14 protein-coding genes are annotated in these 16,571 nt (G+C 73.8%); 12 read left to right on the top strand and 2 right to left on the bottom strand.

The genetic code is table 11. The features are described 5' to 3' along the window. Nucleotides 1–38 precede the first annotated feature (38 nt). Nucleotides 39–1,787: a hypothetical protein gene (locus tag ACFXPL_RS24475; RefSeq protein WP_384923353.1), complete on the top strand. Its 1,749-nt coding sequence runs from the start codon at nt 39–41 to the stop codon at nt 1,785–1,787. Between the two features lie 55 nt (nt 1,788–1,842). Beyond that, on the top strand, nt 1,843–3,051 hold the full coding sequence (mycP, locus tag ACFXPL_RS24470; protein ID WP_384923350.1) for a type VII secretion-associated serine protease mycosin: 1,209 nt from the start codon (nt 1,843–1,845) through the stop codon (nt 3,049–3,051). 77 nt (nt 3,052–3,128) lie between these two features. Here mycP and ACFXPL_RS24465 read toward each other — a convergent pair whose 3' ends face one another. Further along, on the bottom strand, nt 3,129–3,845 hold the full coding sequence (locus ACFXPL_RS24465) for a serine hydrolase (protein WP_384923347.1): 717 nt from the start codon (nt 3,843–3,845) through the stop codon (nt 3,129–3,131). Between the two features lie 41 nt (nt 3,846–3,886). Here ACFXPL_RS24465 and ACFXPL_RS24460 point away from each other — a divergent pair, with 41 nt between their 5' ends. Then, nucleotides 3,887–4,660: an SseB family protein gene (locus ACFXPL_RS24460; RefSeq protein WP_384923344.1), complete on the top strand. Its 774-nt coding sequence runs from the start codon at nt 3,887–3,889 to the stop codon at nt 4,658–4,660. 7 nt (nt 4,661–4,667) lie between these two features. Here the strand turns inward: ACFXPL_RS24460 and ACFXPL_RS24455 are convergent, their stop codons facing one another. After that, on the bottom strand, nt 4,668–5,048 hold the full coding sequence (locus ACFXPL_RS24455) for a DUF1844 domain-containing protein (RefSeq protein ID WP_329824443.1): 381 nt from the start codon (nt 5,046–5,048) through the stop codon (nt 4,668–4,670). 384 nt (nt 5,049–5,432) lie between these two features. Here ACFXPL_RS24455 and infC point away from each other — a divergent pair, with 384 nt between their 5' ends. The 9 genes from infC (at nt 5,433) to ACFXPL_RS24410 (ending at nt 16,542) form a co-directional block, all read left to right on the top strand. Further along, nucleotides 5,433–6,107, top strand: coding sequence for a translation initiation factor IF-3 (gene infC, locus ACFXPL_RS24450; protein ID WP_384923340.1), 675 nt, complete (start codon nt 5,433–5,435; stop codon nt 6,105–6,107). Nucleotides 6,108–6,236: 129 nt separating this feature from the next. Further along, entirely contained in the window at nt 6,237–6,431 is a 195-nt protein-coding gene (gene rpmI, locus ACFXPL_RS24445; RefSeq protein WP_019065473.1) for a 50S ribosomal protein L35, read from the top strand. Between the two features lie 102 nt (nt 6,432–6,533). Next, a complete protein-coding gene (gene rplT / locus ACFXPL_RS24440) occupies nt 6,534–6,920 on the top strand; it encodes a 50S ribosomal protein L20 (RefSeq protein WP_041991468.1) in 387 nt (128 codons plus the stop codon). 225 nt (nt 6,921–7,145) lie between these two features. Continuing rightward, nucleotides 7,146–7,985: a TrmH family RNA methyltransferase gene (locus ACFXPL_RS24435; protein WP_384923336.1), complete on the top strand. Its 840-nt coding sequence runs from the start codon at nt 7,146–7,148 to the stop codon at nt 7,983–7,985. A gap of 83 nt (nt 7,986–8,068) precedes the next feature. Continuing rightward, on the top strand, nt 8,069–9,268 hold the full coding sequence (locus tag ACFXPL_RS24430) for an ATP-binding protein (protein ID WP_384923333.1): 1,200 nt from the start codon (nt 8,069–8,071) through the stop codon (nt 9,266–9,268). 149 nt (nt 9,269–9,417) lie between these two features. Then, nucleotides 9,418–10,545, top strand: coding sequence for a phenylalanine--tRNA ligase subunit alpha (gene pheS / locus ACFXPL_RS24425; protein WP_384923330.1), 1,128 nt, complete (start codon nt 9,418–9,420; stop codon nt 10,543–10,545). After that, a complete protein-coding gene (gene pheT, locus ACFXPL_RS24420) occupies nt 10,545–13,073 on the top strand; it encodes a phenylalanine--tRNA ligase subunit beta (protein ID WP_384923327.1) in 2,529 nt (842 codons plus the stop codon). Before pheS ends, pheT begins: the two co-directional genes overlap by 1 nt. 240 nt (nt 13,074–13,313) lie before the next feature. Beyond that, nucleotides 13,314–14,801: a PP2C family protein-serine/threonine phosphatase gene (locus ACFXPL_RS24415; protein WP_384923324.1), complete on the top strand. Its 1,488-nt coding sequence runs from the start codon at nt 13,314–13,316 to the stop codon at nt 14,799–14,801. Between the two features lie 400 nt (nt 14,802–15,201). Beyond that, nucleotides 15,202–16,542: a transcriptional regulator gene (locus ACFXPL_RS24410; protein ID WP_384923321.1), complete on the top strand. Its 1,341-nt coding sequence runs from the start codon at nt 15,202–15,204 to the stop codon at nt 16,540–16,542. Nucleotides 16,543–16,571: the final 29 nt, after the last annotated feature.

Here is a 16,571-nt window from a genome sequence, read left to right as displayed (position 1 = left end):
GTGGGGCGGTTCAGGTCTGCATGGTTTCAGGGGGTCGGATGAGCACGGAGGCACCACGGGCTCCCATCCCTCCCCGCCCCACGGCGCCCCCGCGCGTACCCGCCCAGTCGGCCGGACGCGGCCAGGACGCTCCGGAAGCCGAGCCGCAGCCGCCCTCGGGCGCCGCCGCACCGTCGCCCGCTCAGGCCCACGCCGGCGCGCCCTCCGCTGCCGCTGCGGGCGCGTCGGGGTCCGGCGCACCGTCGCCGGTCCTGCCGTACGGCGACGTACGGTTCACCGCGGGCGGGTTCGCGCCGTACGGTCCCCGGCCCTCGGGCGGCGGGTACTTCAGCCGCGAGCGCGGCTCCGCCGCCGCCCCGCCCCCGCCCCCGCCCGAGACACCCGCGACGGCTCCCGCCCAGCCGCTGCCCCCGGCCGCGTCGCCGGCCCCCGTACCGAGGCCCGGCGAACAGTCCGCCCCCGACGCACGTACGGACGCACGCGCGGACGCGGCCCAGGGCACGGGTACCGGCGCTCGTACGAGTGACCGGCCCCGCCAGGACGAGAGCGCCCCGGGCACAGCCCCGCGCTCCGCCGCCACAGCCCCGCGCCCCGCGCCCGCCGTCCACGCCGTCCCCGCCGAGCGTCCGTGGGGAGACGACCGGCCCCCCGCCGCCACGGTTCAGGCGCCGCGGCCGCCCACCGCCCCGCCCTTCCCGCCGCCGCCCGCCGCGCCCCCGTCCCCCTCGGGCGCCCCGACGGCGAGCGGCACCCCGGCCCGGACCACGCCGCCCCGGACCACCCCGGTTCCGCCGGCCGGGCTTCCGCGCCCCAGCGGCTCGAACAGCCCGTTCCCCACCCCGTTCCTGATCGCCGGCGCGCGCGCCTCCTACGCGCCGCCCGTCCCGGCCGCGCCCCCGGCCGTACCGCCACTGCCCGCACGCCCCCCGGCGATGCCGTACACCCCGACCGCGCCGACGGTGTTCCCGTGGGCCGCCGGGCCCCCCGGGACACCCTCGGAGAGCACCGCGCGGCTGCGCCCCGTTCCCGTACGACGCCCCGCCAGGGCGGCCGCCGCCGTGGCCTGCGTGGTCCTCGGGGTCGGCCTCATAGGAGGCGCCGTCACCGGAAGCTGGCTGACCGGGGACTCGGCCGCCGAACCGGCCGTCCGGGACGACTTCACCGTCGCACGCGGCCTCTGGCACAGCGCCCCCGTGGACACCCTCTTCCCCCGCACCCTCAAGGGCGACGGTGCCGGGCCCGGCACCGCCGACCGGCGGTGGACGCGGATCGCCGTCGCGCCCGACAGCGGCTGCGCCGCCGCGCTCGACCCCCTGCTGGAGCGGGTACTGCGCCCCCTGGGCTGCACGCGGGTCGTGCGCGCCACGTACGCCGACGCGACCTCCAGCAGCGTCACCACCGTCGGACTGGTCTTCACCCAGGGCGACGCGACCGCGATGGCGGCCCTGCGCACCCGGTTCCGGGTCGACGACCTCACCGAACGCACCGACCTGATGCCCCGTACCTTCCCGGTCGAGGGCACCGTCGCCGCGACGTTCGGTGACGCGCAGCGCGCGAGCTGGACGGTCAACGTCCTCACCGAGGTGCCCGTCGTCGTGTACGCCGTCTCCGGCTTCGCCGACGGCCGTCCGGTCGCCTCCCCCCAGCCCGCCGACCACGCCATGGTCAGCGGCGCCACGACCCCGGCCGCACAGGCCGGCCTCGGACATGAGGCGAAAGGCGTCGCGGACCGTATAGAACGCGGGCTGCGCAAGGCAGTCAGCGCCGGCACGGTGGCCCCCCGTTGACCCCTAAGGGACACGGACCGCCGGTGCCCACGAGAACCCGGAGGACCCGCAACCCATGACGTCGAAGACCGCAGCGACGAGGCGCGGGCGCCGCCACCGGATCGCCGCCGTCCTCACCGCCGCGTCCGTCCTGCTGCTCCCCGCGACCCCGGCGCACGCCGACGCGATCCGCGCCCAGCAGTGGGCGCTCGACGCGATGCACACCGAACAGGCGTGGCGCCACTCGCAGGGCACCGGCGTCACCGTCGCGGTCCTGGACACCGGCGTGGACGACACCCACCCGGACCTCTCAGGACAGGTACTGCCCGGCAAGGACCTGATCGGCTTCGGCGCGCGCAGCGGCGACCGCTCCTGGGCCCGGCACGGTACGGCCATGGCCGGCATCATCGCGGGACACGGCCACGGCTCCGGCCGCACGGACGGGGTGCTCGGCATCGCGCCCGAGTCGAAGATCCTTCCCGTCCGGGTCATCCTCGAAGGCAGCGACCCGGCCCGCGCGAAGGCACGCGCCTCCAAGGGCGGCGCGCTCGCGCAGGGCATCCGCTGGGCCGCCGACCAGGGTGCCGACGTCATCAACCTCTCCCTCGGCGACGACAGCGAGTCCGCCCACCCCGAACCGGCCGAGGACGCGGCGGTCCAGTACGCCCTGTCCCGGGGCGCGGTCGTCGTCGCCTCGGCGGGCAACGGCGGCGAGAAGGGCGACCACATCTCGTACCCCGCGGCCTATCCCGGGGTGATCGCCGTGGCCGCCGTCGACGAGTACGGCACGCACGCGGCCTTCTCCACACGGCGCTGGTACGCCACGGTCAGCGCGCCCGGCGTCGATGTCGTCATCGCCGACCCCGACCGTCGCTACTACGAGGGCTGGGGCACCAGCGCCGCCGCCGCGTTCGTCTCCGGCGCCGTGGCCCTCATCCGCTCCGCCTACCCCGACCTCACCCCCGCCCAGATCAAGAAGCTCGTGGCCGACACCGCGCGCGACGCCCCGGAGAGCGGTCGCGACGACGCCAGGGGGTACGGCTTCATCGACCCGGCCGCCGCGATCGAGGCGGGCGGGAAGCTGGCCCGTACGGATCTCAAGAGCCAGTCCGCGGGGTTCGGCAAGCACTACTTCGGCAGCGGCCCCGAGGCCGCCCGCGAGGACGCGGACCCGGCCGTCTGGCTGGCGCCGGCCGCGGGCGCCGCCGGCGCCGTACTGCTGGCGGGAGCGGTGCTGCTCTGGCGGGGCTCGGGCCGGCGCATCGGCATCGGGGGCCGGCGCTGAGAAGGGCGCGGAGCCCGGTCGTACGAGGAGCCCGGTCGTACGAGGAGCCCGGTCGTACGAGGAGTCCGGGCGCCGTGTCAGCCGCGCCGCGGCCCCGTGATCCGGCGCACCGCGTCGACGGCGGCCTCCTCGACCCGCGTGACACCCTCCTCCTTGGAGGCGTGGCCGTCGGACAGGACCGCCACCAGGCAGCCGTCCACCCGCCCCACGGAGTGGACGACCCACAGGCCGCTCTCCGTTCTGGGCAGCCAACCGTTCTTCAGAGCCACCCCGTCACCACGGCGGCCCGAACCAGCCATACCTGTCGTACCGGTCCGGGTGCCGGTGCCGCGTGCCGCCGACACGCCCCAGTCCTGTCCCGGCACCACCCGCCCCATCAGTCCCGCGATACAGCGGCGCGACCGTGCGTCCAACGGCGCGTCGGGCCGGGCGTCCGCGTCGAAGACCGCCTTCAGCAGGGTGAGCTGATCGCCCGCCGTGGTCCGCGTCAGCCCCCACGCCGGGGCCGCCACGGTCCGGGTCATGCCGAGCCGCGCATGGGCCGCGGCCAGCCCCTCCACGCCCCCGGCCGCCTCCCGCAGCACCGTCGCCGCCTCGTTGTCGCTCCGCTCGATCATGGCCTCCGCGAGGCGCTCCTCGCCCGGGTCCGGCCACCGGCCCGCGTCCCGCGCGCGCAGCAGCAGGGCGGCCAGCACCGCGACCTTCACCACACTGGCGGTCACATACGTACGGTCCGCGCCGTACGCGGCCTCGTGACCGCCCGCCATGTCGTACACCGCGACCGAAAGATCCACCCGAGGACCGTACGCCCGCGCACACGCTCTAGGCTCGTCCCGTGGCGCTCAAGAACATCCCGGACCCCGGTTTCTCCGACGACGACGGCACCGCCGATCCCGCGCTGACGGCGGCCCTCGCCGCCTGGGCGGAGGACCGCGGGGCCCACGGGCCGGTGCTGGCGGCGCTGCGGACCTCGCGGCTGCTGGTGCCCGTCGTGGCCGTCCTGGGGGAGGTCGAGGAGGACGATGAGGGGAGCCGCGTGGCGTCGGACAAGGGTGGTGGGCGACGGGCGGGCCTGCGCCGCGAGAAGACCAGCGACATGGCCGTGCCCACCCTCCGGGCCGGTGACCGGCGCGCCCTGCCCGCCTTCACCTCCGTCGAGGCGCTGGCGCGCTGGGACCCCGGGGCGAGGCCCGTCGCCGTACCGCTGCACCAGGCGCTCCAGGCCGCCGCGCACGAGCGGGCCGACACGGTCGTGCTCGACCTCGCCGGCCCCGTCCCGTACGAGATCACCGGGCCCGCCCTGCTGGCCCTCGCCGAGGGCCGTACGAGGACCGGTCCGCTCGACGACCCCGCCGTGACCGCGGCGGTACGGGCCGCGGTGGCCGCGGAGCCCGCGGTCGTACGGGCGTATCTCGGCCCCGGCAGCGCGGACGGCACGCTCGCCCTCCTGCTGGACCCGGCCGCGCCCCCGGCGGAGGCGGCCCGCAGGGTCGCGCGCGCCCTCGCGGACGACGACGTACTGAGGGCCCGCCTGGTGCGCGGACTCGACCTGGCGGTACTGCCGGCCGAGGCCACCCCACCGGGCGAGCCCCTGTACGTACGCTCCTAGAAGCCGGTCAGCCGTAGACCGGGCCCGTGTACTTCTCGCCCGGGCCCTGGCCCGGCTCGTCCGGTACGACCGACGCCTCACGGAAGGCGAGCTGGAGCGACTTCAGCCCGTCACGCAGCGGCGCCGCGTGGAACGAGCTGATCTCCGTCGTGCTCGCGTCCATCAGCCCGGCCAGCGCGTGGACCAGCTTGCGGGCCTCGTCCAGGTCCTTGTGCTCGTCGCCCTCCTCGGTCAGCCCGAGCTTCACGGCCGCCGCGCTCATCAGGTTCACCGCGACCGTGACGATCACCTCGACGGCGGGGACTTCCGCGATGTCGCGGGCCATGGCGTCGTAGCCGGGTGATTCCGGGGCTGCCGGGGTGGACTGGGGGGAGGTCGCGTCGCTCATGCCCCACACGATAGGCCCACGCCGCGGGCGCCCGTCCGGGGGAGTGGCGGGGAGCGGACGGGGGAGCGGGCGTGGACCACGGGTTAGCACGAGTCCCCTGGTGGTGCTAACCTTGTGTAACGACCGGCCGGACACGTGTGTGCCCGGCCCACAAGTGGAGGCTCCGATCTCCCACCTGGCTGCCCCTTGAGGGCGGCGGGTCACCGGTCAGGTGGTGCCCATCGTTCCGTACGGACGATGGAACCGCCCGATGCGCCCCGTGGTTGGTACGCGGCGGTGCTCCGGTATTCGAGGAGCTCCTGCCTGTGTGCCGTCCGGGGCATTTTTGCTGTGCCGCCGCGGTTGGTCTGAAACAGACGTTACGCGGCTGTCTGCCAGACAGTCGTGTGGTGCTACCGAGGAGGATCCATCAGCGCCGAGCCCCGCATCAACGACCGGATTCGCGTTCCCGAAGTGCGACTTGTCGGTCCCAGTGGTGAGCAGGTGGGCATTGTCCCGCTCGCCAAGGCTCTGGAGCTCGCACAGGAGTACGACCTGGACCTGGTCGAGGTCGCGGCGACAGCCCGTCCGCCCGTGTGCAAGCTCATGGACTACGGGAAGTTCAAGTACGAGTCGGCCATGAAGGCCCGTGAAGCGCGCAAGAACCAGGCGCACACGGTCATCAAGGAAATGAAGCTCCGGCCGAAGATCGACCCGCACGACTATGACACCAAGAAGGGTCACGTCGTCCGGTTCCTCAAGCAGGGCGACAAGGTCAAGATCACGATCATGTTCCGTGGTCGTGAGCAGTCCCGCCCGGAACTGGGCTTCCGACTGCTCCAGCGACTGGCTTCCGATGTCGAGGAGCTCGGCTTCATCGAGTCGAACCCGAAGCAGGACGGCCGGAACATGATCATGGTTCTTGGTCCGCACAAGAAGAAGACCGAGGCCATGGCCGAGGCCCGTGAGGCGCAGGCGGCCCGCAAGGCGGAGCGCCAGGGCCACACGCCCGAGGAGTCGGCCGACGAGAGCGTCGAGGCTTCGGCCGAGGCCCCCGTCGAGGCATCTTCCGACGTGTGATCCGTGGGGGCGCCACCCAGGCGGCCCCCGGCTCCGCTCGGAACCACACACCAGAGATCTGACGCTCCCGCGCGCCGTTCGAGAACGCGGACCGGCTGGGAGCGCCACTGACGAGGAGAGAACGGCGCTATGCCGAAGAACAAGTCGCACAGCGGTGCCAGCAAGCGCTTCAAGATCACCGGCTCCGGCAAGGTGCTGCGCGAGCGGGCCGGCAAGCGCCACCTGCTCGAGCACAAGTCGTCGCGGGTGACGCGCCGCCTCACCGGCAACGCCGAGATGGCCCCGGGCGACGCCAAGAAGATCAAGAAGCTTCTCGGCAAGTGATGCCGCCGCCCCCGGTGACCGGGGGCGCGACAACAGGACCGGGACCTATTCGTTTTCGGGCCGTGTGAGTTCGACCACGGCCCCGCTACAAGGAGTCAACACGTGGCACGCGTCAAGCGGGCAGTCAACGCCCACAAGAAGCGCCGGGCAATCCTCGAAGCGGCCAGCGGTTACCGCGGCCAGCGTTCGCGCCTGTACCGGAAGGCGAAGGAGCAGGTCACCCACTCCCTCGTCTACAACTACAACGACCGCAAGAAGCGCAAGGGCGACTTCCGTCAGCTCTGGATCCAGCGGATCAACGCCGCTGCCCGCGCCAACGGCATCACCTACAACCGCTTCATCCAGGGTCTGAAGGCCGCCAACGTCGAGGTGGACCGCAAGATCCTCGCCGAGCTGGCCGTCAACGACACCAACGCGTTCGCCGCGCTCGTCGAGGTCGCCCAGAAGGCGCTCCCCAGCGACGTCAACGCCCCGAAGGCCGCGGCCTAAGAGCCGACAGGCTCCCTCAAGCCCGCGCCCTTCCCGCCGGACCCGCAGGCCCACCGCCTGCGGGTCCCGCGCGTTCCCGGCCCCTTCCCGGGCACCCCGCCGGACCGCCGGACCGCCGGCCGACAGACCGACAGACCGCCGGACCGCCGGACCGCCGGGCGACGGGCCGACAGACCGCCGGACGAGACCGCCCGTACCCGCCAGACGAGAAGCGAGCCGCCGCCCATGGGCACCCCCGAGCTGATCTCCCCGCGTTCCCCCCGTGTCACGGCCGCGCGCAGGCTCGCCAAGCGCGCCTTCCGGGGCAAGGAGCGCCGGTTCATCGCCGAGGGGCCGCAGGCCGTGCGCGAGGCGGTGGCCCACCGCGGGGCCGACGGGGAGCCCACGCTGGTCGAGCTGTTCACCACCGCCGAGGCCGCCGAGCGGTACGCCGACATCGTGGACGCGGCCCGCGCCACCGGCGCCCGCGTGCACTTCGCCCCCGACACCGTCCTCGCCGAGGTCTCGCAGACCGTCACCCCGCAGGGGCTGCTGGGCGTCTGCCGCTTCCTGGACACGCCGTTCGCCGACGTCCTCGCCTCGGGGCCCCGGCTCGTCGCCGTCCTGGCCCATGTACGCGACCCCGGCAACGCCGGTACCGTGCTGCGCTGCGCGGACGCCGCGGGGGCCGACGCCGTCGTCCTCACCGACGCCTCCGTCGACCTCTACAACCCCAAGTCCGTCCGCGCGTCCGCGGGCTCGCTCTTCCACCTGCCCGTCGCCGTCGGCGTCCCCGTGGAACAGGCGGTACGCGGCCTCCAGGGCGCCGGGGTGCGCATCCTGGCCGCCGACGGCGCGGGCGAGGACGACCTCGACGACGAGCTGGACGCGGGCACCATGGCCGGGCCCACCGGCTGGATCTTCGGCAACGAGGCGTGGGGCCTGCCGGCCGGGACCCGGGCGCTCGCGGACGCCGTGGTGCGGGTGCCGATCCACGGAAAGGCCGAGAGCTTGAACCTGGCGACCGCCGCGGCCGTATGTCTCTATGCCTCAGCGCGTGCCCAGCGCGTCCGCGGTATGCGCTGAGGGGGTCCGTCCGGTCACGGTCAGCTAGTAGGGTGGCGTGCTCGGGGACCCACTGAGCTACCCGGAAGAGGTGGGGTGCGGGGATGACCGTCGGGGCGAGCCGACCCGCAGAGGTCCAGGGAGCCTTACCTTCCGCGTTCGGTGCCGGTGCCGGAGAACCGGACGGCGTGCCCACGACGGGCTCCGGGGAACCGGGGGAAGCCCGCGCCGGCCTGCCGGCCGTACCCGGTCTCGACCCCGACGACCTCCCCGACGGGCTGATCGTCGCGGACGGGACCGGCCGCGTCGTCTGCTTCAACGCCGCCGCCGCGCGGATCACCGCCCTCGACCCCTCCGCCGCCCTCGGCCGCCCCGTGGACCGGGCGCTGCCGCTGGAGGACCTCAAGGGCCGCCGCTGGTGGGCGCTGACCGACCCGTACGGCGGCCTCGCCACCCGGACGGGACAGCCGGAGCGGAACCTGCTGCTTCCCGGCGGCCGGGAGGTCCTGGTCTCCGCCCGCTACGTCCGCGCGTACCCCACCGGGCCCGTCCAGAAGCTGGTGATCTGTGTCCGGGGCACGGAGGCCCGCCGCCGTACCGAGCTGAGCCACGCCGAGCTGATCGCCACCGTCGCCCACGAGCTGCGCTCGCCGCTGACCTCCGTCAAGGGGTTCACGGCGACCCTGCTCGCCAAGTGGGAGAGGTTCACGGACGACCAGAAACGGCTGATGCTGGAGACCGTCGACGCCGACGCGAACCGGGTCACCCGGCTGATCGCCGAACTGCTCGACATCTCCCGCATCGACTCGGGCCGCCTGGAGGTGCGCCGCCAGCCCGTCGACATCGGCGCCGCCGTCGGGCGGCACGTCCAGTCGCACACCGCCTCGGGACAGTCGCCGGACCGCTTCCTGGTACGGATAGAGCAGCCGCTGCCCGATCTGTGGGCGGATCCCGACAAGATCGACCAGGTCCTCGGCAACCTGCTGGAAAACGCGGTGCGCCACGGCGAGGGAACCGTCACCATTGAGGTGGCGCCCGCGCGGATCGAACACGCGGCGGAGAGCGAGAAGGGAACGGCCGTCACCGTGTGCGACGAAGGACCCGGCATCCCCGAGGAATCGATGCAGCGCGTCTTCACCCGCTTCTGGCGGGGCAGCAAACGCGGCGGTACGGGGCTGGGCCTCTACATCGTCAAGGGCATCGTCGAGGCGCACGGCGGCACGATCACCGTCGGCCGCGGCCCCGGCGGTGGCGCGCAGTTCCGATTTATCCTGCCCGTCGGCGCCCCGGCCTACCTCTCCTGACGGTCCCCGACCGCACCGGAGACCCCGCCCGGGCCGCCCGCGGGCCAATCCACCTTCGTACGACCCTTTAGACTCGGCTTTTGGCACCTTCACGCCCTCAGTGATCGAGCAGGGTCGTTTCGCCAAGCCAATCGGAAGTACGGGAAGAGATGTCCGCACCCAACAAGTCGTACGACCCGGTCGAGGTCGAGGCACTGAAACCGGAGCAGATCGAGCGCCTGCGGGACGAGGCGCTCGCCGCCTTCGCCGCCGCCGGTGACCTCGACGCGCTCGCCCACGCGAAGACCGCGCACACCGGGTCCACCTCGCCGCTCTCCCTCGCCAACCGGGAGATCGGCGCGCTGCCCCCGCAGGCCAAGGCCGAGGCGGGCAAGCGCGTGGGCCAGGCCCGCGCCGCCGTCGGCCGGGCCCTCGCCGCCCGGGGGACCGAGCTGGAGGCCGAGCGCGACGCCAGGGTGCTGGTCGAGGAGGCGGTGGACGTCACACTGCCGTACGACCGCACCCCGGCCGGCGCCCGCCACCCGCTCACCACCTTCATGGAGCGGGTCGCCGACGTCTTCGTGGCCATGGGGTACGAGGTCGCCGAAGGCCCCGAGGCCGAGGCCGAGTGGTTCAACTTCGACGCCCTCAACTTCGTGCCCGACCACCCGGCGCGCCAGATGCAGGACACCTTCTTCGTCGCCGGCCCCGAAGGCACCACGGGCGACGAGTCCGGTGTGGTGCTCCGTACGCACACCTCGCCGGTGCAGGCCCGCACCCTGATCGACCGCGAGCCGCCCGTCTACGTCGTCTGCCCCGGGCGGGTCTACCGCACCGACGAGCTGGACGCGACGCACACCCCGGTCTTCCACCAGATCGAGCTGCTCGCCGTCGACGAGGGCCTGACCATGGCCGACCTCAAGGGCACCCTGGACCACATGGTGCGGGCGCTCTTCGGCCCGGACATGAAGACCCGGCTCCGCCCGAACTTCTTCCCGTTCACCGAGCCGTCCGCCGAGATGGACATGGTCTGCTACGTCTGCCGCGGCGCGTCCGTCGGCAACCCCGACCGGCCCTGCCGCACCTGCGGCAGCGAGGGCTGGATCGAGCTGGGCGGCTGCGGCATGGTCAACCCCAAGGTGCTCACCGCCTGCGGCGTCGACCCCGAGAAGTACAGCGGATTCGCCTTCGGGTTCGGCATCGAACGGATGCTGATGTTCCGCCACAACGTCGAAGACATGCGAGACATGGTCGAGGGTGACGTCCGGTTCACCCGGCCGTTCGGGATGGAGATCTGATGCGCGTCCCGCTTTCCTGGCTGCGGGAGTACGTCGACCTGCCGGCGACGGAGACCGGCCGTGACGTACAGGCGCGGCTCGTCTCCGCCGGTCTGGAGGTCGAGGCCGTCGAGCAGCTCGGCGCCGGGCTCAAGGGCCCCCTCGTCGTCGGCAAGGTCCTCACCATCGAGGAGCTGGAGGGCTTCAAGAAGCCCATCCGTTTCTGCACCGTCGACGTCGGCACCGCCAACGGCACCGGCGAACCGCAGGAGATCGTCTGCGGTGCCCGTAACTTCGCCGTCGGCGACAAGGTCGTCGTGGTCCTGCCCGGCGCCGTCCTCCCGGGCGACTTCGCGATCGCCGCCCGCAAGACGTACGGCAGGACCTCGCACGGCATGATCTGCTCCGGCGACGAGCTGGGCATGGGCGACGACGGCTCCGGCGGCATCATCGTGCTGCCCCCGGAGTACGAGCCCGGCACCGACGCCATCGCCCTCCTGGAGCTGGTGGACGAGGTCCTGGACATCGCCGTCACCCCCGACCGCGGCTACTGCCTCTCGCTGCGCGGTGTCGCCCGCGAGACGGCCATCGCCTACGGCCTGCCGCTGCGCGACCCGGCGCTGCTCGACGTCCCCGCGCCGAACGCGTACGGCCACCCCGTGAAGATCGCCGACCCGATGGGCTGCGACCGTTTCACCGCGCGTACGGTCACCGGCCTCGACCCCGAGGCCCGCTCGCCGATCTGGCTGAGCCGCCGCCTCCAGAAGGCCGGGATGCGCCCGATCTCGCTCGCGGTCGACATCACCAACTACGTGATGCTGGAACTGGGCCAGCCGCTGCACGCGTACGACCGGACCCGTCTCGAAGGCCCGATCGGCGTCCGTCGTGCCGAGGCCGGCGAGAAGATCACCACGCTCGACGGCGTGCAGCGCGTCCTGGACACCCAGGACCTCGTCATCACCGACGACCGCGGGCCGATCGGCCTCGCGGGCGTGATGGGCGGCGCCCACACCGAGATCGCCGACGTCGTCACCGACGCGGAGACCGGCGCCGTGCACGGCACGACCGAGGTCGTCATCGAGGCCGCGCACTTCGACGCGATCACCATCGCCCGTACCGCGCGCCGCCACAAGCTGCCCTCCGAGGCGTCCAAGCGCTTCGAGCGCGGCGTCGACCCCGGGGCCACCGCCGCCGCCGCGCAGCGCACCGTCGACCTGCTGGTGCTCCTCGCCGGCGGCTCCGCCGAGGCCGGGGTCACCGAGGTCGTCGCGCCCTCCGCGCCGCACACCATCGCCATGCCCGCCGACCACCCCGACCGCGTCGCGGGCGTCGGCTACGGCCGGGAGACCGTCGTACGACGCCTCCAGGAGGTCGGCTGCGACGTGTACGGACAGGACGAGCTGATCGTCACCGTCCCGTCCTGGCGGCCCGACCTCGGCGCGCCCAACGACCTCGCCGAGGAGGTCATCCGCCTGGAGGGGTACGAGAACCTGCCCTCCACGCTGCCGACCCCGCCGTCCGGCCGCGGGCTCACCGAGCGGCAGCGGCTGTACCGCCGCGTCGGCCGCGCCCTGGCCGGGGCCGGCTACGTCGAGGCGCTGAACTACCCGTTCACCGGCACCGCGGTCCTCGACGCGTTCGGCCTCCCGGCCGACGACGACCGCCGCCGTACGGTCACCCTCGTCAACCCGCTCTCCGACGAGGAACCCGCGCTGCGCACCACGCTGCTGCCCGGACTCCTCACCGCGCTGCGCCGCAACGACGGCCGGGGCTCGCACGACCTCGCGCTCTTCGAGACCGGGCTGGTCTTCCGGCCGACCGGCGAGGAGACCGTACCGGTACGGCTGCCCGTTGACCGGCGGCCCACCGACGAGGAGATCGCCTCTCTCGACGCCACGCTGCCGCGCCAGCCGCGCCACGCCGCGGTCGTCCTGTCCGGCGCGCGCGAGCAGGCCGGCTGGTGGGGCCAGGGCACCCGGGCGAACTGGGCGGACGCCGTCGAGGCGGCCCGCACCGTCGCCCGCGAGGCCGGCGTCGAGCTGTCCGTACGGGCCGACCGCCACGAGCCGTGGCACCCCGGCCGCTGCGCCGCGCTGTACGTGAGCGTGGACGGCGCCGAGACGCTCGTCGGGCACGCGGGAGAGCTGCATCCGCGCGTCGTCAAGGCGCTCGGACTGCCGGAGCGCACCAGCGCCATGGAGATCGAGCTGGACCTGCTGGAGCGCGCGGGCACCGGCGCGCTCCAGGCACCGCGCATCTCCACCTACCCGGTGGCCACCCAGGACGTGGCGCTCGTCGTCGCCGACGACGTGCCGGCCGGTGACGTGGAGCGCGCGCTGTACGAGGGCGCGGGGGAACTCCTGGAGTCGCTGCGCCTGTTCGACGTCTTCTCCGGCGAACAGGTCGGCGCGGGGAACAAGTCCCTCGCGTACGCCCTGCGCTTCCGCGCCACCGACCGCACGCTGACGGTCGACGAGGCCACGGCGGCCCGTGACGCGGCCGTCGCGCTCGCCGCCGAGCGGACCGGGGCGGTGCTGCGGGGAGCATGACCTCGCTGTAACGCAGGGCCTTTCGGCTTTTCGTTCGACAGCTAGGCGGTTCGGCAGTTCGAAAGAGAGTGGAGCCCTGAGGGGCGCGTCCGGGGCTCCGGGCGCGCCCCTCACTCATTTGAGTGAGAACCCTCGGCGGGTCGCGCCATCGGCGGCCGGTGATCGACACAATCGATCCGGCCACGACGGTCGACGTACGCCCAACGGCTGAGTGGCCGGACGGCCGAGGGGGGCCGACGTATGAATCGGACCAGTCCAGAAGAGCAGGCAACCGAGGAGGACACAGCCTCCTGGGGATTCGTGGAGTGCGCGATCCCCGGCGGTCTGCTCGCGCTGGTGATCACCTGGGAGCTGACGCGCCCGCCCTCGGAGCGCGACACGCTGCTGCCCCGCATCGTGACCTGTGTGGCCTTCGTCCTGGTGATGGCGTACCTCGTCATGCGGGTACGGCGCCGGGCGGCGCGGGAACTGCTCCAGGTGCGCGCCGTGGCGCGCGCCGCGCAGGAGGTCCTGCTGCGCCCGCTGCCGTCCCGGCTCGACGGGCTGGCGCTCCACGCCCGCCAGCTCTCCGCGTCGCGCGGCGCCGACGTGGGAGGCGACCTGTACGAGGTGATGGCGACCACCTACGGGGTGCGCGTGGTCATCGGGGACGTACGCGGCCACGGACTGCCCGCCATCGGGGCGGTGGCCGCCGTCCTCGGCAGCTTCCGCGAGGCCGCCCACGACGAGAGAGGGCTCGACGGCGTCCTGCGCAGACTCGACCGGGCACACCAGCGTCATCTGAAGGAACTGGCGCGGCGGGATCCGGACTGCGAGGCCGCGCTCCGGGTGGCGCTGCTCGCCGAAGCGGCCGCCACGGAGGGCGCGAGCGCGGCCGAGGTCGCCGAGGCGTGCCGGGCCGCCCAGCGGATGGCGGAGGCGGACGCGGCGGACGCCGCCGAGGAGTTCGTCACCGTCCTGCTGCTGGAGATCGGCCCCGACGCGGAGATCCGCGCCCTCAACTGCGGCCATCCCTGGCCCTACCGGCTCGGGCCGGGCGCGGAACCGCTCGCCTGCGAGGAGCCGTTACCGCCGCTGGGCGCCGTACCGCTCCCGGCGGAACTCACCCCGTACCGGTGCGGACGGCTGCTGCCGGGCGAGGCGCTGTTCCTGCACACCGACGGCGCCGAGGACGCGCGGGACGCGCAGGGGCGCTTCTTCGGCCTCAAGGAGGCGCTGGTGGAAGCCGCTTCGGTCACCGAGCTGTCGCCCGTGGCGGTGGTACGGCAGGTGCACGCGGCGCTGCTGCGGCACACCGGCGGCCGGATCACCGACGACATGGCGCTGCTGGTGCTGCGCAACGACCGGGTGGACGGCACCCTGTGCGCGGCGGCCGGACGGCAGTCGGGGCCGGCCGACCGCTCCGGCGCGGAGCGGACCCTCGCCGACCTGGCCGGGACGGACCGGACCGCTTCCGTCAGGACCGGTACGGACGGAAGCGTCGCCGACGGCACCGGTACGGACGGAAGCGCCGCCGACGGGCCACGCGCGCCGGACGGCCCCCTCACCCCTGACATCTCCGACCGCCTTCCCGCGCCGGACGCCGCGCCCCCGACGCAGGAGGGGCCACCGGTCAGCGGCCAGGCGCAGCCGGGCTGTCGTGCCGTACTGGAGGAGCGCACACGGGTGCCGACGCAGTCCGGTGACCCGGCGCTGCGCCGCACCCGTCCGGCTCCTTCCCGTCCCTAGACGCCGCTGTCGTCCGTGACCGGACTCGTCTCTCACCCAGGATCACCCCGCCCGCGGTCTGAGGGGGACCGCCGGCGCGGTGGCCGTGTCGTCCGCCCCGCCGTGGAGTGCCGGGCAGGTCGGCGGGGCGGACGACACGGTTGCGGGCCGCCGCACTTACGAGGGGGAGCCGGCGACCCGGCCGCCTCCTTGAAGAGGGCACCCAGTCAACCGGTCCCGCCCGCCCGGCGGCAGAGCGCACAGGGTGCGAGTCCGGGCACTCCGTTCACACCCCGTGCGTTTCCCGTTCCGCCTGTACGAGCGCCTCCGAAGGAGCGTCACCCGCCTCTCGGGGCCTTCCGTAGGCGGGAGTTCGGATTTATTCGTCTAGGCTGGAAAGGCCGAGTCTCCGGAGGGGCACATGCAGCCCAACACTCTGCTCGATTCCCTGCTCGACGAGGCGGGCATCTCCCATGCCGGCCTCGCCGCACGCGTCAACCAGGCGGGCCGCACGAGGGGCCTCGCGCTGCGGTACGAACACACCGCCGTGTCCCGCTGGCTGAAGGGCCAGCGGCCACGTGGCCAGGTGCCCGACCTGATCTGCGCGGTGCTCAGCGACCGGCTGCGCAGACCCCTCACCCTCGACGACATCGGGTTCGGGGTGGCGGGGGAGTCACCTCTGCCGCACGCCACCCCGCTCTCCGGCTTCGTGGAGCGCGCCGCCGCGCTGTGGCGCAGCGACGAGCAGCAGCGTCCGCACATAGTGGGCGCCCCCGCCGTCACCGGCACGCCCGCCGTGATGCCCGTCTGGGAGTGGGAGAACCCGCCCGAGGACTCCGACGTGTCCCGCGCCGGCCGTACGAAGGTCGGCCCCGCCGACATCAAACTGCTGCGGTCGGCCCGCGCGCACTACGAGTTGATGTACCGGCGGGCGGGCGGTGTCGCGACCCGGGCCAGGATCGTCCGCTTCCTCAACGCCGAGACCGCGCCGCTGCTGCGCGGCGGGTACAGCGATGCCCTGGGGCGCCAGCTCCACCGCGCCACCGGCGGTCTGGTCGCGGTGGCCGGCATCTGCGCGTACGACTCCGATGCCCACGGCCTGGCCCAGCGCTACTTCCACCAGGCGTTGCGGCTGGCCAAGGCCAGCGGCGACCGGGGGCTCGGCGCGTATGTGATCGCCCTGCTCGTCAACCAGTCGCTGTTCATGGGGGAGCACCGCCAGGCCGTGGCCTTCGCGGAGGCGGCGCTGCGCACCGCCGGGCGCCAGATCACCCCCGCGCTCGCCGCCGATCTCTACGCGATGCAGGCCAAGTCGTACGCGCACCTCGGCGACGCGGGCGCGGCGCTCAGCTGCATCCGTCGTGCGGAGTCAGAGGCGGAGCGCATCCGTCCTGGCCACGAACCGGACGAGACGGGCTACGTCCAGCCGGGCCTGGTCAACGTACAGGTGGCGGAGGCGCTCCTCAGCCTCGGGGAGCTGGCCGCCGCGCGGGTGCACGCGACGGCGGCCGTGGACACCCCGGCGCACGACCGGGGACGGGTCCACCGGCTCGCGATGCTGAGCCATATCGAACTGCGGCAGGGCGAGGCCGACCGGGCCGCCAGAACAGCGGCGGAGATGGCGGAGCGGGCCAGGGGGATGGAGTCCCAGCGGCTGCGCGACCGCTTGCGCCAGGTACGCGAACAGCTTGTGGCCAGCGGCTCTTCCGAAGCCGAGGACACCGCGGAACTGATCGCCGGGGCGCTGCGCGTTCCTCTGTGAGCCCCCTTGTGAGCCCCCCGCGCTTTCCC

Source organism: Streptomyces sp. NPDC059092 (assembly GCF_042756365.1).
Classification (GTDB): domain Bacteria; phylum Actinomycetota; class Actinomycetes; order Streptomycetales; family Streptomycetaceae; genus Streptomyces.
The sequence above is the reverse complement of the archived record's forward strand: the minus strand, read 5'-3'. Positions and strand labels throughout refer to the sequence as shown.

What these genes read in the sequence shown, in the direction of transcription:
- ACFXPL_RS24415 (WP_384923324.1), top strand. Translation starts at nt 13,314, where the DNA reads ATGAATCGGACCAGTCCAGAAGAGCAGGCAACCGAGGAGGACACAGCC.
- pheS (WP_384923330.1), top strand. Translation starts at nt 9,418, where the DNA reads ATGTCCGCACCCAACAAGTCGTACGACCCGGTCGAGGTCGAGGCACTG.
- ACFXPL_RS24410 (WP_384923321.1), top strand. Translation starts at nt 15,202, where the DNA reads ATGCAGCCCAACACTCTGCTCGATTCCCTGCTCGACGAGGCGGGCATC.
- ACFXPL_RS24475 (WP_384923353.1), top strand. Translation starts at nt 39, where the DNA reads ATGAGCACGGAGGCACCACGGGCTCCCATCCCTCCCCGCCCCACGGCG.
- pheT (WP_384923327.1), top strand. Translation starts at nt 10,545, where the DNA reads ATGCGCGTCCCGCTTTCCTGGCTGCGGGAGTACGTCGACCTGCCGGCG.
- mycP (WP_384923350.1), top strand. Translation starts at nt 1,843, where the DNA reads ATGACGTCGAAGACCGCAGCGACGAGGCGCGGGCGCCGCCACCGGATC.
- ACFXPL_RS24455 (WP_329824443.1), bottom strand. Translation starts at nt 5,048, where the DNA reads ATGAGCGACGCGACCTCCCCCCAGTCCACCCCGGCAGCCCCGGAATCA.
- ACFXPL_RS24435 (WP_384923336.1), top strand. Translation starts at nt 7,146, where the DNA reads ATGGGCACCCCCGAGCTGATCTCCCCGCGTTCCCCCCGTGTCACGGCC.
- ACFXPL_RS24430 (WP_384923333.1), top strand. Translation starts at nt 8,069, where the DNA reads ATGACCGTCGGGGCGAGCCGACCCGCAGAGGTCCAGGGAGCCTTACCT.
- rpmI (WP_019065473.1), top strand. Translation starts at nt 6,237, where the DNA reads ATGCCGAAGAACAAGTCGCACAGCGGTGCCAGCAAGCGCTTCAAGATC.